We start from the raw sequence: 24,316 nt of genomic DNA, 5'->3' as shown, positions 1-24,316 counted from the left end.
GGCCCAGGTGAAAACCGCCCGTATCTATCAGCGCCCGAAGAACGCGATGCAGTCCGGGCGCGCCCGCACCGATCTGTGGATGCTCGAGTTCGAGCCGCAGAAGCCGCAGGAAGCCGATCCGCTGACCGGGTGGAACGGCGGCGGCGACACTTCGAACCAGGTCCGCATCGGTTTTCCGACGCTCGAAGCGGCGAAGGAATATGCCGAGCGCGAAGGCTATGCCTTTCACGTCGTCCCCGCGCCGGCCCGGAAACTCAAGCTGCAGGCCTACGCCGACAATTTCCGGTGACTCCGATTCAAGTGCTCGACCGCTGGATCGCGGCATTCAATGCCGCTGATCCGGACGCTCTCGCAGACCTGTACCATCCCGATGCCATCAACCATCAGGTCGTGCGCGAGCCCGTTGCCGGGCGCGATGCGATCCGCGCGATGTTCGCGGCCGAATTCGCCGCGGCGGAAATGGTCTGCATTGCCGAGAACAAGTTCACCGACGGCGCGTGGGCGATCCTCGAATGGCGCGACCCGAAGGGACTGCGCGGCTGCGGCTTCTTCCATGTCGTCGAGGGCCGGATCCTGTTCCAGCGCGGCTATTGGGACCGGCTGAGCGCGGAGATGCTCTACCCGCCCAGCAGCGACTGAGCGAGCAACAGCAGCAGCTTGACGTCGACTGCCACGCCTTCGGCGCGCCGCGCGGCGACGAAATCCGGCACGTCGCTCCGCGCGACGCGGTAGACGACGATGTCCTCGCCTTCGATGCCGCCGCCTTCGCCGACCTTGGTCAGCCCGGTCGCGCGGACGAGCGTGAAGCCTTCGGAGACCATTCCCGGTGAGGCGTGGAAGAAGCCCAGATCCTCGGCGTGCTCGCAGCGATAGCCGGTCTCTTCCTCGAGCTCGCGCCGCGCCGCGTCCATCGCAGTATCGCCGTCGTGCGAATCGCCGATCAGGCCGGCGGGGAGCTCTAGGCAGCGCCGGCCGAGCGGCACGCGATATTGCTCGACGAGCAGGACATGATCGTCTTCGTCGATCGCGAGGATCACCGCCGCTTCGATGCCGCGGGCGCGCGCGACGAACTCCCATTTGCCCTGCCGCTTGGCGACGATCCACTTGCCTTGCCAGACGGTCTCGACCGGCTCTTCGGGGATGCTCATAGGACGATCAGGCGATCCGGAAGTTCATTGATGTCGCCTTCGCTGCGCGGGAAATGTTCCGCAAGCACCTTGCCGATATGCGCGACGGCTTCGGCGAGACCGTCGCCCGGGCGATCGTCCTTCACCGCGAGGATCAGCGCGGCCATCGCCTCGCCCCACACTTCGGCGGCCACCTTCGAATGGATCGATTCGTCGGCGATGATCTCGGCGCGATGCTCGGCGAGCGACAGATAGAGCAGCACGCCGGTGGACGCCTTGGTGCGCTTCTCGGCGGCGGCGCGGAACAGCGTCAGCGCGCGGCGATTGACGCGGCGCGACTTGGTCGCCCCCGGCGTGAGCGCGATCCTGAGCGCATCGAGCGCGAGAATGACGCGGGCGACGAGGAAGGTGACCGCCATCAGGATCAGCGCGAAGGTGAGATACCAGCGCGGCGGGGTTTCCGACCAGGCGTCGATCAGATGCGCGTGGAGCCATTCGACCGGCGCGGGCTGCCAGGCGAGCAGCGCCAATACCAACAGCATCGCGAGCACCGTCCAGTGCAGCGCGACATCGTGATAGGCATCCGAGCGCCCCGCCACGACGGCGACGATCTCGCCGTCGGTGGCGAGCTCGGCCTCGGTGACCGCGGCGCTCACCCGCGCATGATCGGCTTCGGTCAGACGCATCACCAACTCCCCGAGGCGCCACCGCCCCCGAACGATCCGCCGCCGCCGGAGAAGCCGCCGCCACCGCCGCCGCCTCCCCAGCCGCCACCGCCGCCATCACCGCCCCATCCCGACGAGCCGCCGCCGCGGCTTATTTCGCTGGCGATGCTCCACAGGATGATCGGCAGCACGCCGCCGTCATTGCCGCCGCGATAGCGGCGGGCGCCCCACGGGCCCTGCCGCCGACGCTTGCCGAACCGGCTGAACCCGAACATCGGCAGGATGACGAAGACCAGAATGATTCCCCAGAAGAGCAATCCGAACGGAAAGCCGCCGCCGCTGCGCCGATTCTGCCGATGCGTGGTGCTCGCCTTGTCGGCCTGCGCCTTGGCCTTGGCCTCGGCGGCCTCCAGCGGCAGCTTCATCTGCTCGCCGATCGCCTGCGCGCCCGCCACGATGCCGCCGGGCATGTCGCCGGCCTTGAAGCGCGGCAGGATCGTTTCCTGGATGATGCTGCTCGACATTGCGTCGGTCATGATCGGCTCCAGGCCATAGCCGACTTCGATCCGGACCTTGCGCTCCTTGGGTGCGATGATGAGGAGGATGCCGTTATTGGCGTCCTTCTGCCCGATCCCCCAGGCGCGACCGAGCTGATAGCCATAATCGGCGATGTCATAGCCCTGCAGATCGGGAATGGTGGCGACGACGAACTGGCGCGTGGTCGCCGTGTTGATGTCCTCGGCGAGCTTGGTGATCTCGGCTTTCTGCGCATCGTTGAGCAGATTGGCGGCATCGACCACCGGCTCGCGATCACGCTTCGGGAAATTAGGCTGCGCCTGCGCCGCCATCGGCAGCAGCAGAAGCAAGGCGAGCAGGGTCCGAGCAACCTCATGCGCCGGCTCCCGGCCCGATCTCGCGAATGATGCCGTCGACACCGGCGGCGATGCCCTTGGGCATGTCGCCCGCGCGGAATGCCGGAAGGATCGCGTCGCGCAGAATGCGGCCCGCCTCCTCGTCACGCAGCGCCTTTTCGAGGCCGTATCCCACTTCGATCCGTGCCTTTCGTTCGTTGGGCGCCACGATCAGCAGCACACCATCGTCAATATCCTTGCGCCCCACGCCCCAGCGTCGACCCAGATCGACGCCGAAGGTGGCGATGTCCTGCCCGTGCAGGCTGGGTATGGTGACCACGACCAGTTGGTGCCCGGTCGCCTTTTCCAGCTCCGCCGACTTCGCGACGAGGCCCGCTTCCTGCTCGGGGGCGAGCAGATTGGCATCATCCACCACCCGCCCTGTGAGCGCCGGCAACGCCGTCTTCGACGCCACCGGCTGGTCCGCCGGCGCTGCACTGCAGCTCGCCAGCGCAAGCGCGAAAGCGAGCCGCAGGATGATCAGCTGCCGTTCCCGAAATCGACCGTCGGCGCATTCTCCGCGCCCGCCTTCGCCTGGAACGGCGTCATCGGCTTCGAGCCGTAGAAGATCTTGGCGCCGATCGCGTCAGGGAAGGTGCGGATGCGCGTGTTATAGGCCTGCACCGCGGCATTATAATCGCGGATCGAGATGGCGATGCGGTTCTCGGTGCCTTCCAGCTGGTCCATCAACGTCTTGAAATTGCCCTGGCTCTGGAGCTGCGGATAGGCTTCCTGCAGGCGCTGCAGCGACAGCGACAGGCCGTTCTGCGCCTGGTTGAACGCCGAGACCTTGGCCGGATCGGTGAGGTCGTCGCCGCTCACCTGGACCTGCGTCGCCCGCGCGCGCGCGCTGACCACGTCGTTGAGGATCTTGCCTTCCGAGCCCGCGGCGCCCTTCACGGTCGCGACGAGATTGGGGACCAGATCGGCGCGGCGCTGATAGTTGGTCTGGACGTCTGCCCAGCGCGCCTTGGCGTTTTCCTCGGCGGTGGGCACGCTGTTGAGCCCGCAGGCCGAGAGCAGGGCGGCGCCGACGAGGGCGAGAACGGCACGAAACTTCATCACCTGGTGATCCTCCGGATCTGTTCGAGAAGTGTCTTATACGACGGCAACACTGGAGCCCGAAAGCGAAATCGGACATGTAACGATATCGAACGATCAAAGACGGAGGTTTGTGCCCATGTGGAAGGAATTCCGGACGTTCATCGCACGCGGCAACGTGCTCGATCTCGCGGTGGGCGTGATCATCGGCGCCGCCTTCGGCACCATCACCAAATCGCTGACCGACGACATCATCATGCCGGTGGTCGGCGCGCTCTTCGGCGGGCTCGATTTTTCGAGCTATTTCCTCAAGCTGGGCGCGGTGCCCGCCGGCTATACCGGATCGCTGACCGATTATGCCGCATTGAAGGCCGCGGGCGTGCCGTTGCTCGGCTTCGGCGCATTCGTCACCGTGGTGATCAACTTCCTGATCCTCGCCTTCATGATCTTCCTGCTGGTGCGCTTCGCCAACAAAGTGCTTCGCAGCAGCGCGGAGGCTGCAGCCGATCCGGCGGAAGTCGAACTGCTGCGCGAGATCCGCGACGAATTGAAGAAGCGCAACACGGCCTAGGCCGCGGCGAGCTCCTCCGCGACGGCATCGGCGAGGCTGGTGCCGTCGAGGATGCGCGCGGTCTCGTCGCGCACCCGCGCCATCGCGTGGCGGATCGCGCAGCTCGCTTCGTCCTTGCAGTCGTTGCACGGGCGATAGGCGGTACGGCTGACGCAGGGGACCAGGGCGAGCGGGCCTTCGATCACGCGGATGATCTCGCCCAGCGAGATCAAATGCGGCGGCCGGGCGAGCCGATAGCCGCCCATCTTGCCGCGAGTCGACAGCAGGAAGTCCGCCTCGCGCAGATCGGCGAGGATGAGCTCGAGAAACTTTCTCGGCACATTGGCTTCGGTTGCGATGCGATTCATCGGCACCGGCCCGGTGGCGGACTGCTGCTGCGTGAGGAAAAGCATCGCTCGAAGCGCGTAACGGGAACGCTGCGTCAACATGATGCACCCTTCATGCCAAGTGATTGCCTCGGTGTGAACCCCTTAGGGGTTCACACCTGACCTTTTCATTAAGCGCGAAGGCCCCTATATGGGTTTTGCCGGGTTCGCCCGGCTATGGGGATAAACGACGGCGTGCAATAGGCGCAGCGGACCCGGGGGCAGTACCCGGCGGCTCCACCATAAATGGTGGTGTATCTGGACACCGTTTCTGACGGGGCCGAACCAGGATCGACGTGTGTTGAAAAGCGCCGACTATCTCTCAGCGTGGGCCACTGTGACGGTCTGAAACACAAGTGCCAACGATAACGAAGCACTCGCTATTGCGGCCTAACCCCACGGCCTAACGGCCTAAGGTTAGACTAAAATGCGCGGTTGGACCGCACCGGGCAACAGAAGCGGAATCCAGCGGTACGGGGAGCACCGGGCAACAGAAGCTCCCCACTTTCCTTAGATATTGTCGCGGCTTCCATCGCGCCAGGCGCAATCGTTGCAGGCCCGTGGTTTCGCCGACGATCCTGAACCAGTAAGCGACGAAAAAGGGCCCGCGTTTCCGCGAGCCCCTTCATCCTCTCCGAACTTTCGCCGGATATATTAGTCGCGGTCGCCGGTCAGGAACGCGGGCAGGCCGATATCGTCGCCGCCCTTGTCCTCGCCGCCTTCGCGCGGAGTGCGGGGACCACGGTCGCCACGGCCTTCGCCGCGCGGACCGCGATCACCGCCGCCTTCGCGACGCGGACCACGATCCCGATCGCCGCCACGGCCACCGCCGCCGCCGCGCTGACGGTCACCACGATCGCCGCGGTCACCACCGCTGCGCGGACCACGATCGCCGCCTTCGCGGGGCTCGCGGGCCGGACGCGTGTCTTCCAGCTCGGCACCGGTCTCCTGATCGACGACGCGCATCGACAGGCGAACCTTGCCGCGCGGATCGATCTCGAGGACCTTGACCTTGACTTCCTGGCCTTCGCTCAGGACGTCCGAGACCTTCTCGACGCGCTCGTTGCGGATCTCCGAGACGTGGACGAGGCCGTCCTTGCCGCCCATGAAGTTCACGAAGGCGCCGAAATCGACGAGGTTGACGACCTTGCCGGCATAGACCTTGCCGACTTCGGCCTCTTCGACGAGGCCCTTGATCCACTTGATCGCGGCTTCGATCTGCGCCGGATCCGAGGACGAGACCTTGATCACGCCTTCGTCGTCGATGTCGACCTTGGCGCCGGTGGTGGCAACGATCTCGCGGATTACCTTGCCGCCGGTGCCGATCACTTCGCGGATCTTCGACTTGTCGATCGTGAAGGTCTCGATGCGCGGTGCGTGCGCCGACAGCTCTTCACGGGTGTGATCGAGTGCCTTGGCCATTTCCGCCAGGATGTGGATGCGACCGTCCTTGGCCTGATCCAGTGCGACCTTCATGATCTCTTCGGTGATGCCGGCGATCTTGATGTCCATCTGCATCGTGGTGATGCCCTCGGACGTGCCCGCAACCTTGAAGTCCATGTCGCCGAGGTGATCCTCGTCGCCGAGGATGTCGCTGAGAACCGCGAATTCCTTGCCCTCGAGGATGAGGCCCATCGCGATGCCCGAGACCGGACGCTTGATCGGCACGCCGGCGTCCATGAGCGAAAGCGAACCACCGCAGACCGACGCCATCGACGACGAGCCGTTCGACTCGGTGATGTCCGAGGTCAGGCGGATCGTGTAGGGAACTCCTCCTTGGTGGGCAGCACGCCGTGCAGCGCGCGCCATGCCAGCTTGCCATGGCCGACTTCGCGACGGCCCGGCGCGCCGAAGCGGCCGACTTCACCGACCGAGTAAGGCGGGAAGTTATAGTGCAGCATGAAGTGCTGGTAGCTGAGGCCACCGAGACCATCGATCATCTGCTCGCTGTCACGCGTACCGAGCGTGCAGGTCGCGATCGTCTGGGTCTCGCCGCGGGTGAACAAAGCCGAGCCGTGCGCGCGCGGGAGGAAGTGGACTTCCGCGACGATCGGACGGACCGTCTTGGTGTCGCGGCCGTCGATGCGGCGGCCTTCCTTGAGGATCGCGGTGCGGACGATGTCGGCCTCGAGCTTCTTCACCAGCTTCAGCGAGGCGAGATAGGCCTGGGGATCGCTTTCCTTGAGGTCGGCCATGCCGTCACGCGCCTTGGTGCGCGCCTCGTTGATCGCGGTCTGGCGGGCCTGCTTGTCGGTCAGCTTGTAGGCCGCCTCGAGATCCTTGCCGATCAGCTTCTTGAGCTTGGCCTTCACTTCGACCTTGTCGTCCTGGACCTTGAGTTCCCAGGGCTCCTTGGCCGCCTGCTCGGCCAGCTTGATGATCGCCTGGATCACCTTCTGGCTCTCGCGATGCGCGAACATCACGGCGCCGAGCATGACGTCTTCCGAAAGCTCCTTGGCTTCGGATTCGACCATCATCACTGCGTCCTGAGTCGCGGCGACGACGAGGTCGAGCAGCCCGGCGTCGACCTGCTCGTCGGTCGGGTTGAGGATGTAGTCGGTGCCGTCATAGCCGACGCGCGCCGCGCCGATCGGGCCCATGAAGGGCACGCCCGACAGCGTCATCGCGGCCGAAGCGGCGACCATCGCGAGGATGTCCGGCTCGTTCTCGCCGTCATAGGAAAGCACCTGCGCGATGCAGTTGATCTCGTTGTAGAAGCCCTCGGGGAAGAGCGGGCGGAGCGGACGATCGATGAGGCGGGAGATCAGGGTCTCCTTCTCGGTCGCGCCGCGTTCACGCTTGAAGAAGCCGCCCGGGATGCGACCCGCGGCAGAGAACTTCTCCTGATAGTGGACGGTCAGCGGGAAGAAGTCCTGGCCTTCCTTCACATGCTTGGCCGCGGTCACTGCGCACAGCACCACGGTTTCGCCGAGCGTCGCGATCACCGCGCCGTCGGCCTGGCGGGCAACCTTGCCCGTTTCGAGAGTCAGCGTCTTGCCGCCCCACTCGATCGATACAGTCTTCTTGTCGAACATTGGATTTCCTTCACTCCCGCTGCCAGATGCGGCGGGGGCCTATGTCCGGGCTATCCGGCCCGGGCGGTTCGGGATGGTCTTCATCCCTGCCGGAACCACAAGCCGAATTGCCTGTGGCTCGAATGTCGCAAGGGCGCCGCGAGGGCGCCCTTTCAGGTTACTTGCGAAGCCCGAGCTTCGCGATGAGGCTGCCGTAGCGACCCTCGTCCTTCTTCTTCAGATAGTCGAGGAGGCTGCGGCGCTTGTTGACCATCAGCAGAAGACCGCGGCGCGAGTGATTGTCCTTCGCGTGGGTCTTGAAGTGCTCGGTCAGGTTGACGATGCGCTCGGTGAGGATCGCAATCTGCACTTCGGGGCTGCCGGTGTCGCCCTTTTCGCGGCCATGTTCCTTGACGAGCGCGTCCTTGCGCTCCTGCGAAATCGTCATGTGTCTTTATCCTACGACATCACTTTACAGGTTGAACCCGCGGACGACCCGGACGAGTCCGGATTGAGCCTCCACCAGCGCGACGGGAGTTTCCTCCAGCAGCGCGAAATATTGGCCATCTTCAGCGGCGATCCCGGCCAGAACCTGCCCCTGTCGGAGCAGCCCTGCCTGGTCGGGAGTGAGGGATAGAGCCGGGATGTCGTCCAGCCCCGCCCTCAACGGCAGGATCAGTTGTTCAAGCGTGCGGGCCTTAGCGGCATCGTGCAGTTTGTCCAGCGAAATCGCGGAATCGAGAGAGAACGGCCCGGCCTTGATCCGGCGGAGCATGGTGACGTGCCCGACCGTGCCGAGCGCGAGCGCAATGTCGCGGGCGAGGCTGCGGATATAGGTGCCCTTGGAGACGTGCGCGGTGAGCGTGATTTCCTGCAACCCGTCACCCCGGCGAAAGCCGGGGCCCAGAGCCTCGGGCGACAGGATTTGTGGCTCTGGGTCCCGGCTTTCGCCGGGATGACGAATGGTAAGGGCATGGATCGTCACAGCCCGCGTCGCCAGCACCACGTCCTCCCCGCACGCGCAAGATCATAGGCCCGCGCACCGTCGACCTTGAGCGCCGAATAAGCCGGCGGCACCTGATCGATCGGGCCGGTGAAGCGCGGCAGCGCGGCCTCGACCTGCGCCAGCGTCGGCCGCACATCGGACGCGGCGATCTCGCGCCCTTCCAGATCCAGCGTGTCGGTCTGCACGCCGAACCGACACGTGAAGTCATAGACCTTGTCGCTGTCGAGCATCCGCCCGGCGAGCTTGGTCGCCTCGCCGATCGCGATCGGCAGCACGCCGGTGGCCAGCGGATCGAGTGTTCCGCCATGCCCGACCTTGGGCATATCTTTCTTCTTTGGGCCATAGCCGCCTTCGCGCAGCGCGCGCTTCACTGCGCTCACGCCCTGCGTCGAGCCGAGCCCGAGCGGCTTGTCGAGGATGATCCAGCCGTGCACCGATCAGCCCGCCGCGCCGGTACGCTGCATGAAGTGCCGCCGGCACAAGGCGACATAGCGCTCGTTGCCGCCGATCTGTTTCTGCTCGCCCTGCCGCACCGCCTTGCCGAACGCGTCGACGCGCAGGTTCATCGTCGCCTTGCGGCCGCATTCGCAGACCGATTTGATCTCGACCAGCGCATCGGCGAGCGCGAGCAGTTCGGCCGAGCCTTCGAACAATTTCCCTGGAAATCGGTGCGCAGGCCATAAGCGAGCACGGGAATATCGTCCTCGTCGCAGAGCGCCGCGAGCTGGCGGACCTGCGCAGCGGAGAGGAACTGCGCCTCGTCGACCAATACGCAGGCGAGCGGCGCCTCGAAATGCGCGTCCTGCGCGATCTGCTGGAGATCGGTTTCGGCCTCGAAGGGGATTGCCGGGACGCTGATGCCCAGCCGCGAATCGATCACGCCCTTGCCGCCGCGATCATGCACCCCCGCCGTGAACAGCAAGGTGCGCATGCCGCGCTCGCGATAATTGAAATCGGCCTGGAGGAGCGTGGTCGATTTCCCCGCATTCATCGAGGCGTAGTAGAAATAGAGCTTGGCCATATAGCAGCCTTAGGGACCCGCAGCGGCGAAGTCAGTCCTCGGATTCGCCCAGATCCTGCGCCACCTTGGGAGCGCGCAGCAGCTGATCGATATGCGTGCCTTCGTCGAAGCTCTCGTCGGCGAGGAATTTGAGCTTGGCGGCGTATTTCATCTTCACACGCGCGGCGACCTCGCGCTGGAGATAGGCGGTGTTGGTGCGCAGCGCCTTGAGCACCGCTTCCTCGTCCTTGCCGAGCAACGGCTTCACGAAGACGGTGGCGTGGCGCAAATCGGGGGACATGCGGACTTCGGTGATCGAGACCATGTGGCGCGCCAGCGTCTCGTCATGGACGTCGCCGCGCTGGAGGATCTCGCTCAGTATATGGCGCACCTGTTCGCCGACGCGGAGCAGGCGGACGGAGCGTTCTTCAGGCTGGTTGTGCTTCATATGGTTCAGTCCCGACGCGCCATCGCGCCTTCCATGACACGGCCCGTGAAGGTGCCGCGGGCGACAAGCGTGCCGCCTTCGTCAAACAGTTCGGCCTCGGTGACCGCGATGGTCCTGCCGAGGCTGACCACCCGCGCCTTGCCGGTGAAGCGCCCCGGACGGGCGGGCTTCAGGCAAACGACGTGGAAGTCGATCGTCGGCGCATAGACCGCACCTTCGGTGGCGGCGTAGAGCGCCGGCCCCTGCGTGTCGTCCAGCATCGCGGCGAGAAAGCCGCCCTGCACCGTACCCGCCGGATTGAGGAAGCGATCGTCGGCGACGAAGCCGATCTCGATGGTCTGCGCCGCGATGTCCACCGCGCGCACTTCCCAGCCGAGCAGTTTTGCCGAGGACGGGGTGGGGAAATCGTCGAAGATCGAATTCAAACTCCTCTCCCCTCCGGGGAGAGGGCCGGGAGAGGGGAAGTGCGGCGCACTCACCCATCCTGCCCCTCTCCCAACCCTCTCCCCGGAGGGGAGAGGGCTAGTTGTTACAGCGTGCGCTCGCGCATCTCGACTTCGAAGGTCTCGAGATAGTCGCCTGCCTTGATGTCGGTGAAGTTCTGCGTGAACGTGACACCGCATTCGAGGCCCGCGCGCACTTCGGGGACATCGTCCTTGAAGCGACGCAGCGACGCGATCTCACCCTGGTAGATGATGACATCCTCCCGAGTGATGCGCGCCTTGAGCGCCTTGCGGATCGCACCTTCGGTGACGAGCAGACCCGCCGCCTTGCCGTGCTTGCCCGCGCTGAACACTTCCTTGATCTCGGCGCGGCCGACGACCGTCTCGAACGCTTCCGGCCCGAGCTGGCCCGCCATGCCGGCGCGGATCTCGTCGGTCAGCTCGTAGATCACGTCGTAATATTTGAACGCGACCTTATGGCGATCGGCGATCTCGCGCGCCTTGGCGTTCGGACGCACATTGAAGCCGATGATCGGCGCGCCCGATGCCGCGGCGGCATTGACGTCGCTCTCGGTGATGCCGCCCACCCCGGCGTGCAGCACGCGCGCCTTGATGTCGTCGGTCGAGATCTTGTTGATCGCGGCGACGATCGCCTCGACGGTGCCCTGGGTATCCGCCTTGACGACCAGCGGATATTCCATCGCCTGCTTTTCCTTGAGCGCCGAGAACATGCTCTCGAGACTCGCGGGGGCATTGGTGGTCCGCTTGTTCTGGATGACGCCGGCGCGATATTCCGCGACTTCGCGGGCACGTGCCTCGTTCTCGACGACCTGGAGCGGATCGCCCGCCATCGGCACGCCCGACAGGCCGAGGATCTCGACCGGCATCGCCGGTCCGGCTTCCTTGATCTGGCGGCCCTTGTCGTCGACCAAAGCGCGGATCTTGCCGCTTTCGGCGCCGACGACGAAGACGTCGCCGACCTTGAGCGTGCCGCGATTGACGAGGATCGTCGCGACCGGGCCGCGGCCCTTGTCGAGCTTGGCCTCGATCACGGTGCCTTCGGCCTCGCGATTCGGGTTGGCGCGCAGCTCGAGCAGTTCGGCCTGGAGCTGGATCTTCTCGATCAGCTGGTCGAGCCCGGTCTTCTTGAGCGCCGAGACTTCGACGTCCTGGACTTCGCCGCCCATCTCCTCGACCATCACTTCATGCTCGAGCAGGCGCTCGCGCACGCGCTGCGGGTTGGCGCTGTCGAGGTCGACCTTGTTGATCGCCACGATCATCGGCACGCCGGCCGCCTTGGTGTGATTGATCGCCTCGATCGTCTGCGGCATCAGCCCGTCATTCGCGGCCACCACCAGCACGACGATGTCGGTGACGTTGGCGCCGCGCGCGCGCATCTCGCTGAACGCTTCGTGGCCCGGCGTGTCGAGGAAGGTGACCTTCGACTTGTCCTTCAGCGTGACCTGATAGGCGCCGATATGCTGGGTGATGCCGCCGGCCTCGCCCTTCACCACATCGGTGCCGCGCAGGGCATCGAGCAGCGACGTCTTGCCGTGATCGACGTGACCCATGATCGTGACCACGGGCGGACGCGGCTGGAGCTGGTCCTCCGGATCCTCGCTGGTGTCGTGCGCGATGTCGATGTCGCTCTCGCTGACGCGCAGGATGTTGTGGCCGAACTCGGTGACGAGCAATTCGGCGGTGTCCTGGTCGATCGTCTGGGTGATCGTGACGGGCGAGCCCATCTTGAACAGCGCCTTCACCAGGTCGCTGCCCTTTTCGGCCATGCGGTTGGCGAGTTCCTGGACGGTGATCGCCTCGGGCACCACGACATCGCGGACCTGCTTGGCCTGCGGCTCGCGCGAACCGCCATAGGAACGGCGATGCTCCTTCTCACGCGCACGCTTGAGCGCGGCGAGCGAGCGGGCGCGGGCGCCGTCATTGTCGCCGAGCGCACGATTGACGGTGAGCTTGCCCGATTGGCGGCGATCGTCTGCCTTGCGGTCGCGCTGTTGCGGACGCGCCGGCTCGGCGGGACGCCGCGGCGCGAGACCGCCGCCCGAAGGCGCGGTGCGCGGCGCGGCCGATCCTGCCGTCGAGGCGGCGGGAGCAGCAGCAGCCGCTGCTGCGGGACGCTCCTGCGGTGCCGGCTCGGGCTTGGGTTGCGGCCGGGGATTTCGGGACGCTGCACCGGCGTGAAGCGGCGCGGCGCGGGCCGGCTCGGATCGAGCTGGATTCCCACCGGCTGCGGCGCAGGCGCGGGCGTAGGCGTGGGGGCGGGAGCCGCCGCCGGTTCGGGCGCGGCTTCAGGTGCAGCCACCGGCTCGGGCGCGGGCTTGGCCTCGACCTTGGGCGCTTCGGCGGCTTCGGCAGCGGCGCGCGCGCGCTCTTCTACGCGGCGGGCTTCAGCCTCCACGGCCTCGACACGCTCGCGCTCCTCGCGGCGGCGCGCTTCCTCGAGCGCGTTCATGCGTTGCTCGTCGGCCTCGCGCAGCAGGCGTGCCTGGCGCTCCTGCGCGGTTTCGTTCGAAACCGGCGGACGCGGTGCGGGGGCAGGCGGCGGTGCCTGCGGCGCGGGGGCAGCGGCAACGGGCTCGGGCGCCGGCGTCTGCTCTTCCTGCGGCGCGCCCTGCGGGCCGAGGACGCGGCGGCGCTTGACCTCGACCACCACGGTGTTCGAGCGGCCATGGCTGAAGCTCTGCTTCACCTTGCCCGTCTCGACCGTGCGCTTGAGCCCCAGCGGCTGACGCATGCCCAGTTTCGGCTTTTCGTTTTCGGTATCGCTCATGCGGCTGCTCAAAGTCCTTCAGTCGAGTTCGTCGTGTTCTGCGACCCGCTCGGCGGGAACGCCGATGCGCCCTGCGAGCCTGTTTCGCAAGGGCGAGGCGTGGGGTCGGGTCCGATAAAATGCAGCCACCGGTCGAGCGCTTCGCTCACCCGCTTGGCCGCTTTGGCGTCGATAAGGCCGGCATGTACCACATTTTCGCGGCCCAGCGCCAAGGACAATATGGTGCGCGGGATCGGCAATGTTAACCCCTTGCGCCCGCTTCCTTCCATATCCGATCCGACGCGCCATGCCTGGGCGAGCTTGCCCGCGCCATCCTCGCTCGCATCGGATGCGTGGAGGAGCAAATGCAGCTTGCCCGAGCGCGCCGCCTTGTCGAGCCGCTCGCCGCCGATCGTGACATGGCCGGCCTTGGCTTCGAGGCCGAGCCGGTCGAGCACATTGCGCTGAAGCTGCGCCTCGATCCGCGCGCCGAGGTCGTCGGGAATGCGGATGTCCTGCGTCTTGAACGCACGCGACAACGCGCCGCGCAGCTTGCCCTTGGCCAATGCGGTCTCGAGCTCGGCACGCGCGACGCCGATCCACGCGCCGCGGCCGGGGGCCTTGGCGCGGATATCGGGAAGCACGTCGCCATCCGGCGAGAGCGCGAGACGGATCAACCCCTCGCGCGGCGATTCCTCGCGCGACAGGATGCAAGTGCGCACCGGCTCGCTCCCTTGCCCGGAGGCAAGAGAGGAGTCGGGCTTGGCCGTTACGCCAGCGGTATCATTGCTCGGAGTCCGCAACAGCGTCCTCCGCACCGGCCGGAGCCGGCTCTTCGTCCGCGAACCAATGCGCGCGGGCTGCCATGATGATCTCGTTGCCCTGCTCGTCGCTGAGGCCGTATTCGGCGAGGATCCCGCCCTTGTCCTCGGCGCGTTCCGACGATTTGGCGTTCTCGGCGCGGCGGCGGGGCTCCTGGCGCTTCTTCTGGACCAGCTCGTCGGTGGCGAGATCGGCGAGGTCGTCGAGCGTCTTGATGCCCGCTCTGCCCAGCGTGACCAGCATCGCTTCGGTCATGTACGGCATGGTCGCCAGATCGTCCTCGACGCCGAGTTCGCGGCGCAACTGGCGATTGGCTTCCTCGCGGCGCTCGAGCGCTTCGGCGGCGCGGCTCTGCAGCTCCTGGCCGAGCTCCTCGTCAAAGCCTTCGATCGAAGCGATTTCGCCGAGCTCGACATAGGCGACCTCTTCGAGGCTGCCAAAGCCTTCGGCGACCAGCAGCTGGGCGAGCGTCTCGTCGACGTCGAGCTCGTTCTGGAACAGTTCGCTGTTCTGGACGAACTCCTTCTGGCGCTTCTCGCTGGCATCGGCCTCGGTGAGGATGTCGATCGCCTTGTTGGTGAGCTGCGACGCCAGCCGGACGTTCTGGCCGCGGCGGCCGATCGCGAGGCTGAGCTGATCGTCGGGGACCACCACTTCGATGCGGTCGTCCTCTTCGTCGATCACCACGCGGCTGACATTCGCCGGCTGGAGCGCGTTGACCACGAAGGTCGCGGTGTCGGGCGACCAGGGGATGATGTCGATCTTCTCGCCCTGCATCTCCTGCACCACCGCCTGGACGCGGCTGCCCTTCATGCCGACGCAGGCGCCGACCGGATCGATCGACGAGTCATGCGAGATGACGCCGATCTTGGCGCGGCTGCCCGGATCGCGGGCAGCGGCCTTGATCTCGATGATGCCGTCGTAGATTTCGGGGACTTCCTGCGCGAACAGCTTCTTCATGAAGTCGGGGTGCGCGCGGCTGAGGAAGATCTGCGGCCCGCGATTCTCGCGGCGGACGTTGAGGATCAGCGAGCGGACGCGATCGCCGACGCGGACGACTTCGCGCGGGATCTGCGCGTCGCGGCGGATCACGCCCTCGGCGCGGCCGAGATCGACGACGACATGGCCGAACTCGACGCGCTTGACCACGCCGGTGATGATCTCACCCATGCGGTCCTTGAATTCCTCGAACTGGCGCTCGCGCTCGGCGTCGCGGACCTTCTGGAAGATGATCTGCTTCGAAGCCTGCGCCTGGATGCGGCCGAATTCGATCGGAGGCAAAGGATCGACGATGAAATCGCCGATGCTCGCGTCCTTCTGGAGCTTCTGCGCCCCCTTCAGGTCGACCTGCTTGAAATAATCGTCGACTGCCTCGACCACTTCGACGACGCGCCACAAGCGCAGATCGCCGGTGACCGGATCGAGCTTGGCGCGGATGTCGTTCTCGCTGCCGTAGCGGTTCTTCGCCGCGCGCTGGATCGCGTCTTCCATCGCCTCGATGACGATCGCCTTGTCGATCAGCTTTTCCTTGGCCACCGAATCGGCGATCGCGATCAGCTCGGCCCGGTTGGCGGTAACGGCAGTGGCCATCAGTCTTGTTCCTCTGCTTCGAATTCTTCTGCGCCCTCTGAGGAGAGCGGCGCGGTTGCGGCGATGAGTGCGTCGGTCATCAGCAATTTGGCGTCCGCGACCTTGGCGAACGGCACCGTGACCTGCTTGTATTTATGGACGTCGATGCTGACCTGGTCGGCCTTGGCACCGAGCAGCACGCCGGTCAGCTGCTTGCGGCCGTCCTCGGTCGGCTCGACGAGATTGATGCGGGCTTCGTGCCCCTTCCAGTCCTCGAAATCCTGAAAGCGCGTCAACGGGCGATCGATGCCGGGCGAGCTGACTTCGAGCCGATAGGCATGCTCGATCGGATCGCGGCCCGCGGCCTCGAGCTCGTCCAGCCGATCCGAGATGCGGCGCGAAAGATCGGCGCAATCCTCGATGGTCAGCTGGCGCGTCTCGGGGCGCTCGGCCATCACCTGCAGCGTCGGATCCGATTGGCCGCCGAACATCTTCACGCGCACGAGTTCCAGCCCGAGCGCCTTGGCTTCGGGTTCGATCAGGCTGGTCAGTGCGGCGATGTCCGCCATTGGATCTCCGGGCAATCAGATAAGCAGCTTCAGCGCCGGAGCCCTGCGGGCCCCGACCTCGGCATGTGTCACGATGTCGAGAAAGCACGAGCGATATACGCGCTCGCCGCCCGGCAGGCAAGTGGGACCAGGCGGTATCGAGATACACCCCATACTTCCCTCGCCCCCTGCAAGGGGAGAGGGTTGCGCAGACTTAGGTTTTGCGAAGCAAAGCCTTAGTCGGAGCTGGGTGAGGGTGCGGCCGCAAAGCGGCCGCGCGGAGCTTCGCTCCGCCCTACCCTCACCAAGCTGCGCTAGGCAGCAAGCTGCCAAGCTTCGCTATCCTCTCCCCTATCAAGGGGAGAGGGGTTTTAGGTCGCATCTCGATCCACCCTAAGCCGGGTTATGCGCGGCGAGGAAGCGGCCGACCCGTTCGAGGAAGTCGGCATTGTCGGCCGGACCCTCCAGCGTGTGCCCCTGGCCCGGATAGGCAACATAGTCATGCGCGCGGCCGAGGCGGGTGAGTGCGTCGTGGAGGCGGATCGACTGGTCGGGCGGCACGGTCTCGTCCGCGGTGCCGTGCGCGATCAGGATCGGCATGCGCAATGCCTCGACGCGCGCGATCGGCGAGAGCGCGTCGAGCGACGGCGCATCGCCCTGGATGCGGCGCTTCCAGTTGCGATAGTCGCGTTCCGTGAAGGTCTTGCGGTCATAAGCGAGCTGGGCACCGACATCGGAGATGCCGGCGAAGCTCACTGCGCAGCGATAGCGTGCATCGCTTCGCGCCGCCGCCCACATCGCCGCATAACCGCCATAGGAAGCGCCCATGATGCAGACGCGGCCGGGATCGGCGATACCCTTGCCCGCCAGCCAGTCGACGCCGTCGTCCGTATCGGCCTGCATCCCCCGGCCCCATTCGCCGTCGCCCTTGGCGACGAAGCCGCGGCCGAAGCCGGTCGAGCCGCGATAATTGGGCTGGAACACCGCATAGCCGCGATCGGCGAGATACTGGACCCACGGATCATAGCCCCAGCTGTCGCGCGCGAACGGCCCGCCATGCGGCATGACGATGAGCGGCAGGCCGTGCGCGGCACGCCCGGCAGGAAGCGTGAGATATCCGCTGATCTCGAGCCCGTCGCGCGCACGATAGCGCACCGTCTCCATCCTGGCCGGCTTGCCCGCCAGCCCGGGGCTCACCGCCGCGACCAGAGTCGCCCGGCCCTCGCCAAAGACATAGAAGGCACCGGGATCACCGGCCGATTCGCTGAAGACCAAGGAGCGGCTGCGGTCGGCAGTCGTCGCAATCACCCGATTGGCGCGGCCGGGGAGCGCGGCATCGATCTGCGCCTGCCGCGCCGCCATGAACGGCTCGAACCACCGCGTCTCCGGGCGATCGGCTGAAGTGTCGACGCCGAGCAGGCACCCGTCTGGATCGGTCTGGAAACCGTCGAGATCGACGCGCGTGTCCTCGTAAAGCAATGCGCCCAGCTTCCCCGCGGCGAAATCATAGCTGTAGAGGCCGACTCTCCCCTCGGGCGTCTGCGCCAGCGCATAGCCGCGATCGGTGCCGCGGATGGGCACGAAACGGTCGATCCCGGAACCCGCGGCGCCCGCGCCGCGCGCCGAGCGGCTGAAACGATCATGCTCACTTTTGCGATACAGCATCCAGGAGCGCTTGCCGTCCTGCGCCATGCCCGCCCGGATCACGCCCGCCGAATCGGCGTACCAGTCCCAGACATGATCCTGCGGCGCGACGGCGAGCGTTGCGGCGCCGGTGGTGAGGTCGATGCGGTACACGCCGGGCGTGGGATGCCCCGGAACCGCCGCGCTGAGCAGCAAGAAACCGCCATTCGGAGAGACGTGGAGGATCTCATCGCCCGATTCGGCGGTTCTCGCCGGGCCGAGCTGGGTGAGCCTGCCGGTCGCGATGTCGACTCGGACGAGACGCTTCGCGGGGGCTCCGCCTTCGAGGAGCAGGCTGACGAGCAGCCGGTCGGGGCTCAGCCAGCGATGCCATTCGAGCCGCTCGCGCTCGGGCAAGGCGATCGGGCGCACCGAGGGCGCGGCATCCGACATGTCGAAGATTGCTAGCCTCGGCCGCCCGGCGATCAGCGTACGCGCCGCCACGCGCCGCCCGTCGGGCGAGAGCGCCGCATCCTCGATCGCGGGTTGCGCGAAATAGGCTCGGGCCGAAGGCGCAGCCGGCTGGGCCGACGCGACCGTCGCCGGCAGGAGCACGCACGCAATGACCCCGCGAAGATAGCGCCCGAACATGGACCCCCGAATCAGTCCGGCGACCATGTCTTTGGAAACAAAATTGCGCAAGGTGGGTATTCTACGCAACTTATTGATACGCAGGCGAAATGAGCGTCCGTCGCATCTGGACGGCGGAGTGCAAGCGGGGGATGAGCGTTGCGTGTTCGAACAGCAAAGGTGAAACCATGCCCAGGCTCCGCATGCTCCTTCCGGCGGCGCTGCTCGCCGCGTGCAATTCCCTGTCCGGCGCAGTCGCGCAGGACGGCACGCCCACGGCGGCGGCGCTTCCGTTCAAGGTGGCGCCGGTCGCCGATTTCGATGCGCCCTGGGCAATGACGTTCCTCCCCGATCGATCGATGCTGATCACCGAGAAAGCAGGGACGCTGCTCCATGTCTCGGCGGACGGCAAACAGCGCCAGGCGATTGCGACCTTGCCGGTCGATTCGGCGGGGCAAGGCGGATTGATGGACGTGGTGCTCGCGCCCGATTTCGCTACGAGCAAGCATGTCTATCTGAGTTATTCGGCTGCGGGCGAGGGCGGAAAGGGCGTCGTGCTGGCGCGCGGCACGCTGGGCACCGAAGGCGGCAAGCCGGCGCTGACCGGGATCACCGAGCTGTTCCGCGCGACGCCGTTCGTCGAGGGCAATGGCCATTATTCGGGCCGCATCGCCTTCTCGCCCGACGGCAAATATCTGTTCTTCACCAATGGCGAGCGCCAGAAGTTCGATCCCGCACAAGACCCCAAGGCGACGCTCGGCAAGGTTTTGCGCCTGACTCTCGACGGCAAACCCGCACCGGGCAATCCGCTGGCAGCGCAGGGCTTCGATCCGGCAATCTGGTCCTACGGCCACCGCAACCTGCTCGGCATCGCCTTCGACGCGAAGGGCAATCTCTGGGAGCAGGAAATGGGCCCCAAGGGCGGCGACGAAGTCAATCTGATCCTGCCGGGCAGGAATTACGGCTATCCCAAGGTATCGAACGGCAGCCATTATGACGGCCGCGACATCCCCGATCATGCACCCGGCGACGGTTTCGAGGCACCCAAGGTCTGGTGGAACCCGGTGATCAGCCCGGGCGGCCTCATCGTCTATTCGGGCGCGATGTTCCCGCAGTGGAAGGGCGACTTGTTCATCGGCGGGCTGTCGAGCCAGTCGCTGGTGCGCGTCGACGTGGACGGCACCAACGCGAAGAAGGGCGATCAATGGCCGATGGGAGCGCGCATCCGCGAAGTCGAGCAAGGCCCGGACGGCGCGATCTGGCTGCTCGAGGACGGCGGCGACGGCTCGCAGGGACGGCTGCTCAAGCTGACCGCGAACTGATCGGTCAGCGCACGATCAGATAGTTCATCCGCGCCGCGGCGATCGGGCGGTCGGGTTCGTCCTGCCACGCCACTGCCTCGACATTGGCGACGCGGGTGCCGAGCCGGGTGACGGTACCGCGCGCGCGGGTCGGCTTGTCGCGGCCGCCGCGCATATAATCGACGGTGAGGTTGATCGGCTTGATCCGGCCGCCGCCCTCGGCCGCGAGCGCCTGCTTGAGCGCACCGACCGCCGCCATTTCGAGCAGACCGCCGATCGCGCCGCCATGGAGGAAACCCGGACGACCGATCACATCGACGACGAAGGGCATGACATAGGTCGGTGCGGTTTCGCCGGGCTCGACGCTCAGCCCCAGAAGTTCGGCATAGGGGATCACCAATAGCTCTCCACTGCCATGAAGGTGCCGGCGACGTGCGCGAGCGGATCGCTCGGGTCGCCGTCATGCGCCTGGCCGCGGACGAACGCGATCGAGCGCGTGATCCGATAGCATTCGCCGCGGCCGATCACCGTGTGGCCGGGCCGCGCCGGGCGGAGATAATCGATGCGCAGATCGAGCGTGGCGTGCGCCTTGAATGCATCGAGCTTGAGCCAGACGCCGATGCTGGTCGCCATGTCCATCAGCGCGAGGATCGGCCCCGAAGCGATGACTCCCGAGGCCTCGTCGCCGATCAGATCGGCATGGTAGGGGAGCGCGAGCTCGGACCAGTCGTCGCCATGATCGTGATAGACGAGCCCCAGCCGCCCGCCGTGCCCGCCGAAACGGCCGCCGAACAAGAGCTTGGGATCGAAAGCGCGCGCGGGCGTCTCGCTGTCGGTCATTCCGCCGCCCTAGCGCGGCGAGTCGACCGGCGCAAACCATGGACGGTGCCGACGTTACACGCTTGTAACGTGCGCTGTCGTGTCCTGCCGATCTAGCCTGAGGCGTTTCTCAAGGGGAGGTGCAGATGGTGCAGATCGATCTGGGCGATATCGTCGAACTGGGAACGCAGGTGGCGGTGCACGGCGCGGTGCGCGCCGGCGAGATCGCGAGCGTCGACGATCTGTTCGAAATGCTCGTGGGGATCGCGGTGCTGATCTACGAGATGGCGCCGGGCTGAGCGCCATGCACGTGTCCGAGGCGACTCGCGCGGCGATCGTCGCGGCGCGGGCCGAGGCGGGTGCCGCGATCCGGAAGTGCCGCGAAGGCACCGCGTTTCGGGCTGCGGCGACTGCCTTCGCCGATTGCACGGATTCGCCGGAGCGGGCGGCGGAGCGGGCCGAGCGCCTGCTGGAGGATCCCGACTGGGCAGCGGCGCTGATCGCCCCTTGACCGAGGCGCTGGCAGCGGATCCGCTTTTCGAACCACCGCTCAAGGCGCATCGCGACGCGCTGCGCACCGGCGCCATATTGTTCGACTGTCCGGCGGCGTCGATCGCGGCGAGCATCACCAGCGCATCGGCGATGGCGAGGCTGCCGCCGCCCCGGACGATCGTCTTCACCGGAAGGATGGCGGTCACGCGTACGATCCGCGCAGGCGGCGCGCGGCTGCGGCGTTGGCGTGTCGAGCCGATGGGGCCGCAATTCGCGGCGGCCGATGCGGCGCCCTGCACACCGATGGCGCCCGTGCAGCTGCGGGACGGCATGGTCCACCGCACGGACGGCCGCAGCCGGGCACAGCTGATCTGCGATGCCGAAAGCGATGTCGTGACGCTGGTCGCGACGATCCGCGCCGGCGCGGCGCCGCTGATGCGCGAATATGACATCGCTAGCGGCGCGTTGCTTCGCATCGCCGATGCCGACGATCGGCCCTCGCGCACCGAGATGCTGTTGCGCTTCCTTCGCGTCGCCGGGCGCGGGGATGCCAGCGCGTGCTTCGAGGACGCGACACATGCGCCCGGATTTCATCTGCGCTGGGCGGCGATGCGCGAATGGCTGGCGCTGGACGCGGCGGCGGCGGCGCCCCGACTGGCGGAGATGGCATGCGCCGATCCGCATGCCGAGGTGCGGGCCGCGGCGTCGTGCATGCTGCCGATCGTCGAGCAGCGGCTGGCAGCGCGATGCCCCGCCTGATCGAACCGGGTGCAGGGGCGGCGATCGGGCTCGACGATCTGGTCGAGGCGCTCGATTCCACGCCGTTCGATTCGCGCGACGAAGAGGAATTCGCCACGCTCGGTCCGCTGCTCGCACGGCTAGGCCGCAACGCCGGGTTCCTCGCCGAGCTGGCGATCGACGAGCTCAAGGGACGGTGCGAGGCGCAGCATCGCGGCAATGGCTATGGCGCGCAGGTCTTCCTGCTGCGTCCGCCCAATGGCCGCACTGTGCTGCGCGCCAATTTCTGGCCGGCGCGCGCCGACCCGGTGGTGCGCGCGAGCGGCCCGGGCGCCTTCTTCTACGATCTGCCGCATGACCATAATTTCCCGTTCCTGACCTATGGCTATCTGGGCCCGGGCTATTGGAGCGACTATTTCGAATATGACGTGGCGGCGCTGGCGGGCGTGCCCGGCGAGGATGCGCGCCTGCGCTTCGTCGAGCGCTCGCGGCTCGAACCGGGCAAATTGATGCTCTATCGGATGCGGCGCGACATCCACGTCCAGTTGCCGCCCGACAGCTTTTCGGTCTCGCTCAACATCCTCGGCGCCGATCCCGCCCAGCCCTGGCTCGACCAATATCGCTTCGACATCAGCCGCGGCGTGATCGCGGAAGGGCTGACCTGCACCAGCGCCGAGGCATTGCTGGCCGTTGCGGTGCACCTCGGCAACGGCGAGGATCTGGCGGCGGAATTCGCCCGGCATCATCCGTGCGACCGTATGCGCGTGACCGCGCTCGACGCTTTGGCCTCGGTGAAATCGAGCCAGGCGGACGCGCTCCTCGAGGCGGCGGCATCCGCCGCCAGCCGCTATGTCGCCGGCCATGCGCGGCTGCGGCTGGCGGCGCGAGATGGTCCGTAACGGAGATGTTTTAGTCCGAGATGGTGGGAATGCGCGCTAGGCTGCGGCCATGGCCGGAATCGTCGCCTGCGCGCTCGACATACCCGAGCTCCATCGGGCGGCAGGCGCGCGCGGATTCGATCTGGTGCCGATTGCGCCGGCGGCCTTGGGCGATAGCGGCGCACAGGCGGCGATCATCGGGTTCGACGGCCGCGATCCCGCCGCCTGCGTCTCGATGGTGCGCGCGCACGGCTGGCGCGGCCCTTTGATGCTGGTGCTCGCCCGCGGGTGCGGCACGAGCGTCGAGGGCGCGCTGGATGCGGGAGCGGACGATGCCGTGGCGCTCCCGGCCTGCGCCGGCGAGATCGCCGCGCGGCTCGCGGCGCGGCTGCGTTGCCAGCCGCCGCGGATCGCGCTCGGCGGCTTGCGGATCGATCCGGTCGAGCGCCGCGTGGAGCGCGACGGCCGGACGATCGCCTTGCTGCCGCGCGAATATGCGCTGTTGCTGCACCTTGCCCGATGGGCGGACCGCTGCGTGGGACGCGAGGAGTTGCTCGCTTCGGTCTGGGGGCTGCGATTCGATCCGGGGACCAACGTCGTCGAGGTCCATGTCTCGCGGCTGCGCGCCAAGCTCGATCGCGGCTTCGCGGTGCCGATGTTGCGGACCGACAAGGGGCGCGGATATCGGCTCACGGCGGGCTGACCCGCACCCCCGATTGGCGTAGCGTGCCGGCGGAAGAGAGGACACGGAATGACCGAGCAGCGCGTCAGCATCGCAATCGAGGATCATGTTGCCGATGTCCGGCTGACACGGCCGGACAAGCTCAATGCGCTCGATCCGGCGATGTTCGCCGCCCTGATCGACGCGATCGCGCAGCTCGAAGCCACATCCGGGCTGCGCGCAGTGGTGCTGTCGGGCGAAGGGCGCGGCTTCTGCGCGGGGCTCGACATGGCGAGCATGGCGGGCGCCGGATCGGGCGTGGACCTCGCGGCACGGACGCACGGCCTCGCCAATGACTTCCAGCAAGTCGCCTGGGGATGGCGGACATTGCCCGTGCCCGTGATCGCCGCGATCCACGGCGTCGCGTTCGGCGGCGGCCTGCAAATCGCCAGCGGCGCGGACATCCGCATCGCAACGCCCGATGCCCGGCTCTCCGCGATGGAGATGAAATGGGGGATCGTCCCCGACATGGCGGGCTATGCATTGTGGCGCGGCAATGTTCGCGACGATGCGCTGCGCGAACTGATCTACACCGCGCGCGAGTTCGACGCCAAGGAGGCGCTGGCGCTGGGCTTCGTGACGCGCATCGCCGCCGATCCGCATGCCGAAGCGATGGCGCTCGCGCATGCGATTGCCGGGCGCAACCCCGATGCGGAGCGCGCGGCGAAGCGTCTGGCGAACCTCGAAGGCGATGCCGGCGCCGTGCTGCTCGCCGAAAGCCGCGAGCAAGCCGCTTTGCTGCGCTCGCCGAACCAGATCGAGGCCGTAATGGCCAACATGCAGAAGCGCCCGCCGACCTTTACCGACTGAGTCTTGC

The 24,316-nt window shown here is 66.8% G+C and carries 25 protein-coding genes, 1 other RNA gene and 5 pseudogenes; 11 read left to right on the top strand and 20 right to left on the bottom strand.

Annotated elements, in window-relative coordinates; all coding sequences use genetic code 11:
• The first annotated feature begins 7 nt into the window (after positions 1 to 7).
• Both PIB19_RS16280 and PIB19_RS16275 read left to right on the top strand, forming a co-directional pair.
• The gene (locus PIB19_RS16280) at positions 8 to 289 is read left to right on the top strand and encodes an ETC complex I subunit (RefSeq protein WP_271238185.1); all 282 of its coding nucleotides are present in this window, start codon (positions 8 to 10) and stop codon (positions 287 to 289) included.
• Positions 286 to 639: a nuclear transport factor 2 family protein gene (locus PIB19_RS16275; protein WP_271238184.1), complete on the top strand. Its 354-nt coding sequence runs from the start codon at positions 286 to 288 to the stop codon at positions 637 to 639. The genes PIB19_RS16280 and PIB19_RS16275 overlap by 4 nt, the downstream gene beginning before the upstream one ends.
• On the opposite strand, the gene PIB19_RS16270 is transcribed toward PIB19_RS16275, so the two are convergent.
• The 5 genes from PIB19_RS16270 to PIB19_RS16250 all read right to left on the bottom strand — a co-directional run bounded on the left by PIB19_RS16270 (position 618) and on the right by PIB19_RS16250 (position 3,765).
• Positions 618 to 1,148, bottom strand: coding sequence for an NUDIX hydrolase (locus tag PIB19_RS16270; protein WP_271238183.1), 531 nt, complete (start codon positions 1,146 to 1,148; stop codon positions 618 to 620). The two genes, PIB19_RS16275 and PIB19_RS16270, sit on opposite strands and share 22 nt — an antisense overlap.
• The gene (locus tag PIB19_RS16265) at positions 1,145 to 1,813 is read right to left on the bottom strand and encodes a TPM domain-containing protein (RefSeq protein WP_271238182.1); all 669 of its coding nucleotides are present in this window, start codon (positions 1,811 to 1,813) and stop codon (positions 1,145 to 1,147) included. Before PIB19_RS16265 ends, PIB19_RS16270 begins: the two co-directional genes overlap by 4 nt.
• Complete coding sequence (locus tag PIB19_RS16260; RefSeq protein ID WP_271241017.1) at positions 1,813 to 2,640, bottom strand: TPM domain-containing protein; 828 nt, start codon at positions 2,638 to 2,640, stop codon at positions 1,813 to 1,815. The genes PIB19_RS16265 and PIB19_RS16260 overlap by 1 nt, the downstream gene beginning before the upstream one ends.
• A 40-nt stretch (positions 2,641 to 2,680) precedes the next feature.
• A complete protein-coding gene (locus tag PIB19_RS16255; RefSeq protein ID WP_271238181.1) occupies positions 2,681 to 3,118 on the bottom strand; it encodes a TPM domain-containing protein in 438 nt (145 codons plus the stop codon).
• A gap of 65 nt (positions 3,119 to 3,183) precedes the next feature.
• Positions 3,184 to 3,765 carry a LemA family protein gene (locus PIB19_RS16250; protein ID WP_271238180.1) on the bottom strand — a complete coding sequence of 194 codons (582 nt, stop codon included), beginning with the start codon at positions 3,763 to 3,765 and terminating at the stop codon, positions 3,184 to 3,186.
• Between the two features lie 118 nt (positions 3,766 to 3,883).
• On the opposite strand from PIB19_RS16250, the gene mscL reads away from it, so the two are divergent.
• A complete protein-coding gene (mscL, locus tag PIB19_RS16245; RefSeq protein WP_271238179.1) occupies positions 3,884 to 4,315 on the top strand; it encodes a large conductance mechanosensitive channel protein MscL in 432 nt (143 codons plus the stop codon).
• Here mscL and PIB19_RS16240 read toward each other — a convergent pair.
• The gene (locus PIB19_RS16240; RefSeq protein WP_056615706.1) at positions 4,312 to 4,743 is read right to left on the bottom strand and encodes an RrF2 family transcriptional regulator; all 432 of its coding nucleotides are present in this window, start codon (positions 4,741 to 4,743) and stop codon (positions 4,312 to 4,314) included. The genes mscL and PIB19_RS16240 overlap by 4 nt on opposite strands.
• 58 nt (positions 4,744 to 4,801) lie before the next feature.
• Here PIB19_RS16240 and ssrA point away from each other — a divergent pair.
• Positions 4,802 to 5,147: a transfer-messenger RNA gene (gene ssrA / locus PIB19_RS16235) on the top strand.
• 187 nt (positions 5,148 to 5,334) lie between these two features.
• On the opposite strand, the pseudogene pnp reads toward ssrA, so the two are convergent.
• The 12 genes and pseudogenes from pnp to PIB19_RS16180 all read right to left on the bottom strand — a co-directional run bounded on the left by pnp (position 5,335) and on the right by PIB19_RS16180 (position 18,535).
• Positions 5,335 to 7,715, bottom strand: a pseudogene (gene pnp, locus PIB19_RS16230) (polyribonucleotide nucleotidyltransferase).
• Between the two features lie 157 nt (positions 7,716 to 7,872).
• A complete protein-coding gene (gene rpsO, locus PIB19_RS16225) occupies positions 7,873 to 8,142 on the bottom strand; it encodes a 30S ribosomal protein S15 (protein WP_271238178.1) in 270 nt (89 codons plus the stop codon).
• Positions 8,143 to 8,166: 24 nt separating this feature from the next.
• Positions 8,167 to 9,134: pseudogene (truB, locus tag PIB19_RS16220) on the bottom strand (tRNA pseudouridine(55) synthase TruB).
• Between the two features lie 3 nt (positions 9,135 to 9,137).
• A pseudogene (locus tag PIB19_RS16215) lies at positions 9,138 to 9,721 on the bottom strand (thymidine kinase).
• A 31-nt stretch (positions 9,722 to 9,752) separates the two neighbouring features.
• Positions 9,753 to 10,148 (bottom strand): 30S ribosome-binding factor RbfA, encoded by a 396-nt coding sequence (gene rbfA / locus PIB19_RS16210; RefSeq protein WP_056615690.1) that lies wholly within the window; start codon positions 10,146 to 10,148, stop codon positions 9,753 to 9,755.
• Between the two features lie 5 nt (positions 10,149 to 10,153).
• Entirely contained in the window at positions 10,154 to 10,573 is a 420-nt protein-coding gene (locus PIB19_RS16205) for a PaaI family thioesterase (protein ID WP_271238177.1), read from the bottom strand.
• 104 nt (positions 10,574 to 10,677) lie between these two features.
• Positions 10,678 to 13,106, bottom strand: a pseudogene (infB, locus tag PIB19_RS16200) (translation initiation factor IF-2); the annotation flags it as partial.
• A 171-nt stretch (positions 13,107 to 13,277) separates the two neighbouring features.
• Positions 13,278 to 13,343: pseudogene (locus tag PIB19_RS23730) on the bottom strand (translation initiation factor IF-2 associated domain-containing protein); the annotation flags it as partial.
• 44 nt (positions 13,344 to 13,387) lie between these two features.
• Positions 13,388 to 14,080, bottom strand: coding sequence for a DUF448 domain-containing protein (locus PIB19_RS16195; RefSeq protein ID WP_271238176.1), 693 nt, complete (start codon positions 14,078 to 14,080; stop codon positions 13,388 to 13,390).
• Positions 14,081 to 14,141: 61 nt separating this feature from the next.
• Positions 14,142 to 15,770, bottom strand: coding sequence for a transcription termination factor NusA (gene nusA, locus PIB19_RS16190; protein WP_271238175.1), 1,629 nt, complete (start codon positions 15,768 to 15,770; stop codon positions 14,142 to 14,144).
• Positions 15,770 to 16,318 (bottom strand): ribosome maturation protein RimP, encoded by a 549-nt coding sequence (gene rimP, locus PIB19_RS16185; RefSeq protein ID WP_271238174.1) that lies wholly within the window; start codon positions 16,316 to 16,318, stop codon positions 15,770 to 15,772. The genes nusA and rimP overlap by 1 nt, the downstream gene beginning before the upstream one ends.
• 372 nt (positions 16,319 to 16,690) lie before the next feature.
• The gene (locus tag PIB19_RS16180; RefSeq protein ID WP_271238173.1) at positions 16,691 to 18,535 is read right to left on the bottom strand and encodes a S9 family peptidase; all 1,845 of its coding nucleotides are present in this window, start codon (positions 18,533 to 18,535) and stop codon (positions 16,691 to 16,693) included.
• Positions 18,536 to 18,738: 203 nt separating this feature from the next.
• On the opposite strand from PIB19_RS16180, the gene PIB19_RS16175 reads away from it, so the two are divergent.
• Entirely contained in the window at positions 18,739 to 19,872 is a 1,134-nt protein-coding gene (locus PIB19_RS16175) for a PQQ-dependent sugar dehydrogenase (protein ID WP_271238172.1), read from the top strand.
• Positions 19,873 to 19,876: 4 nt separating this feature from the next.
• Here PIB19_RS16175 and PIB19_RS16170 read toward each other — a convergent pair whose 3' ends face one another.
• Together PIB19_RS16170 and PIB19_RS16165 are read right to left on the bottom strand one after the other, a co-directional pair.
• Positions 19,877 to 20,251, bottom strand: coding sequence for a PaaI family thioesterase (locus PIB19_RS16170; RefSeq protein ID WP_056615666.1), 375 nt, complete (start codon positions 20,249 to 20,251; stop codon positions 19,877 to 19,879).
• On the bottom strand, positions 20,245 to 20,691 hold the full coding sequence (locus PIB19_RS16165; protein ID WP_271238171.1) for a PaaI family thioesterase: 447 nt from the start codon (positions 20,689 to 20,691) through the stop codon (positions 20,245 to 20,247). The genes PIB19_RS16170 and PIB19_RS16165 overlap by 7 nt, the downstream gene beginning before the upstream one ends.
• Before the next feature lie 125 nt (positions 20,692 to 20,816).
• Between PIB19_RS16165 and PIB19_RS16160 the strand changes: the two genes are divergently transcribed.
• From PIB19_RS16160 to PIB19_RS16135, 6 genes are read left to right on the top strand one after another with little or no spacing between them, the layout of a single operon-like run.
• Positions 20,817 to 20,969 carry a hypothetical protein gene (locus PIB19_RS16160; RefSeq protein ID WP_271238170.1) on the top strand — a complete coding sequence of 51 codons (153 nt, stop codon included), beginning with the start codon at positions 20,817 to 20,819 and terminating at the stop codon, positions 20,967 to 20,969.
• Positions 20,970 to 20,974: 5 nt separating this feature from the next.
• Positions 20,975 to 21,181 carry a hypothetical protein gene (locus PIB19_RS16155; RefSeq protein WP_271238169.1) on the top strand — a complete coding sequence of 69 codons (207 nt, stop codon included), beginning with the start codon at positions 20,975 to 20,977 and terminating at the stop codon, positions 21,179 to 21,181.
• On the top strand, positions 21,178 to 21,921 hold the full coding sequence (locus PIB19_RS16150) for a hypothetical protein (protein WP_271238168.1): 744 nt from the start codon (positions 21,178 to 21,180) through the stop codon (positions 21,919 to 21,921). Before PIB19_RS16155 ends, PIB19_RS16150 begins: the two co-directional genes overlap by 4 nt.
• Complete coding sequence (locus PIB19_RS16145; RefSeq protein ID WP_271238167.1) at positions 21,909 to 22,799, top strand: transposase; 891 nt, start codon at positions 21,909 to 21,911, stop codon at positions 22,797 to 22,799. The genes PIB19_RS16150 and PIB19_RS16145 overlap by 13 nt, the downstream gene beginning before the upstream one ends.
• Positions 22,800 to 22,848: 49 nt before the next feature.
• A complete protein-coding gene (locus tag PIB19_RS16140; protein ID WP_271238166.1) occupies positions 22,849 to 23,481 on the top strand; it encodes a winged helix-turn-helix domain-containing protein in 633 nt (210 codons plus the stop codon).
• A 48-nt stretch (positions 23,482 to 23,529) separates the two neighbouring features.
• The gene (locus PIB19_RS16135; RefSeq protein ID WP_271238165.1) at positions 23,530 to 24,309 is read left to right on the top strand and encodes a crotonase/enoyl-CoA hydratase family protein; all 780 of its coding nucleotides are present in this window, start codon (positions 23,530 to 23,532) and stop codon (positions 24,307 to 24,309) included.
• Positions 24,310 to 24,316: the final 7 nt, after the last annotated feature.

The organism is Sphingomonas sp. 7/4-4 (assembly GCF_027941955.1).
Taxonomy (GTDB): Bacteria; Pseudomonadota; Alphaproteobacteria; order Sphingomonadales; family Sphingomonadaceae; genus Sphingomonas.
The sequence above is the reverse complement of the archived record's forward strand: the minus strand, read 5'-3'. Positions and strand labels throughout refer to the sequence as shown.

Coding starts and splice junctions, on each gene's coding strand:
- PIB19_RS16160 (WP_271238170.1), top strand. CDS start 20,817: ATGGTGCAGATCGATCTGGGCGATATCGTCGAACTGGGAACGCAGGTG.
- PIB19_RS16240 (WP_056615706.1), bottom strand. CDS start 4,743: ATGTTGACGCAGCGTTCCCGTTACGCGCTTCGAGCGATGCTTTTCCTC.
- PIB19_RS16155 (WP_271238169.1), top strand. CDS start 20,975: ATGCACGTGTCCGAGGCGACTCGCGCGGCGATCGTCGCGGCGCGGGCC.
- PIB19_RS16175 (WP_271238172.1), top strand. CDS start 18,739: ATGCCCAGGCTCCGCATGCTCCTTCCGGCGGCGCTGCTCGCCGCGTGC.
- PIB19_RS16135 (WP_271238165.1), top strand. CDS start 23,530: ATGACCGAGCAGCGCGTCAGCATCGCAATCGAGGATCATGTTGCCGAT.
- PIB19_RS16165 (WP_271238171.1), bottom strand. CDS start 20,691: ATGACCGACAGCGAGACGCCCGCGCGCGCTTTCGATCCCAAGCTCTTG.
- PIB19_RS16265 (WP_271238182.1), bottom strand. CDS start 1,813: ATGCGTCTGACCGAAGCCGATCATGCGCGGGTGAGCGCCGCGGTCACC.
- mscL (WP_271238179.1), top strand. CDS start 3,884: ATGTGGAAGGAATTCCGGACGTTCATCGCACGCGGCAACGTGCTCGAT.
- PIB19_RS16250 (WP_271238180.1), bottom strand. CDS start 3,765: ATGAAGTTTCGTGCCGTTCTCGCCCTCGTCGGCGCCGCCCTGCTCTCG.
- PIB19_RS16145 (WP_271238167.1), top strand. CDS start 21,909: ATGCCCCGCCTGATCGAACCGGGTGCAGGGGCGGCGATCGGGCTCGAC.
- rimP (WP_271238174.1), bottom strand. CDS start 16,318: ATGGCGGACATCGCCGCACTGACCAGCCTGATCGAACCCGAAGCCAAG.
- rbfA (WP_056615690.1), bottom strand. CDS start 10,148: ATGAAGCACAACCAGCCTGAAGAACGCTCCGTCCGCCTGCTCCGCGTC.
- rpsO (WP_271238178.1), bottom strand. CDS start 8,142: ATGACGATTTCGCAGGAGCGCAAGGACGCGCTCGTCAAGGAACATGGC.
- PIB19_RS16140 (WP_271238166.1), top strand. CDS start 22,849: ATGGCCGGAATCGTCGCCTGCGCGCTCGACATACCCGAGCTCCATCGG.
- nusA (WP_271238175.1), bottom strand. CDS start 15,770: ATGGCCACTGCCGTTACCGCCAACCGGGCCGAGCTGATCGCGATCGCC.
- PIB19_RS16260 (WP_271241017.1), bottom strand. CDS start 2,640: ATGGCGGCGCAGGCGCAGCCTAATTTCCCGAAGCGTGATCGCGAGCCG.
- PIB19_RS16270 (WP_271238183.1), bottom strand. CDS start 1,148: ATGAGCATCCCCGAAGAGCCGGTCGAGACCGTCTGGCAAGGCAAGTGG.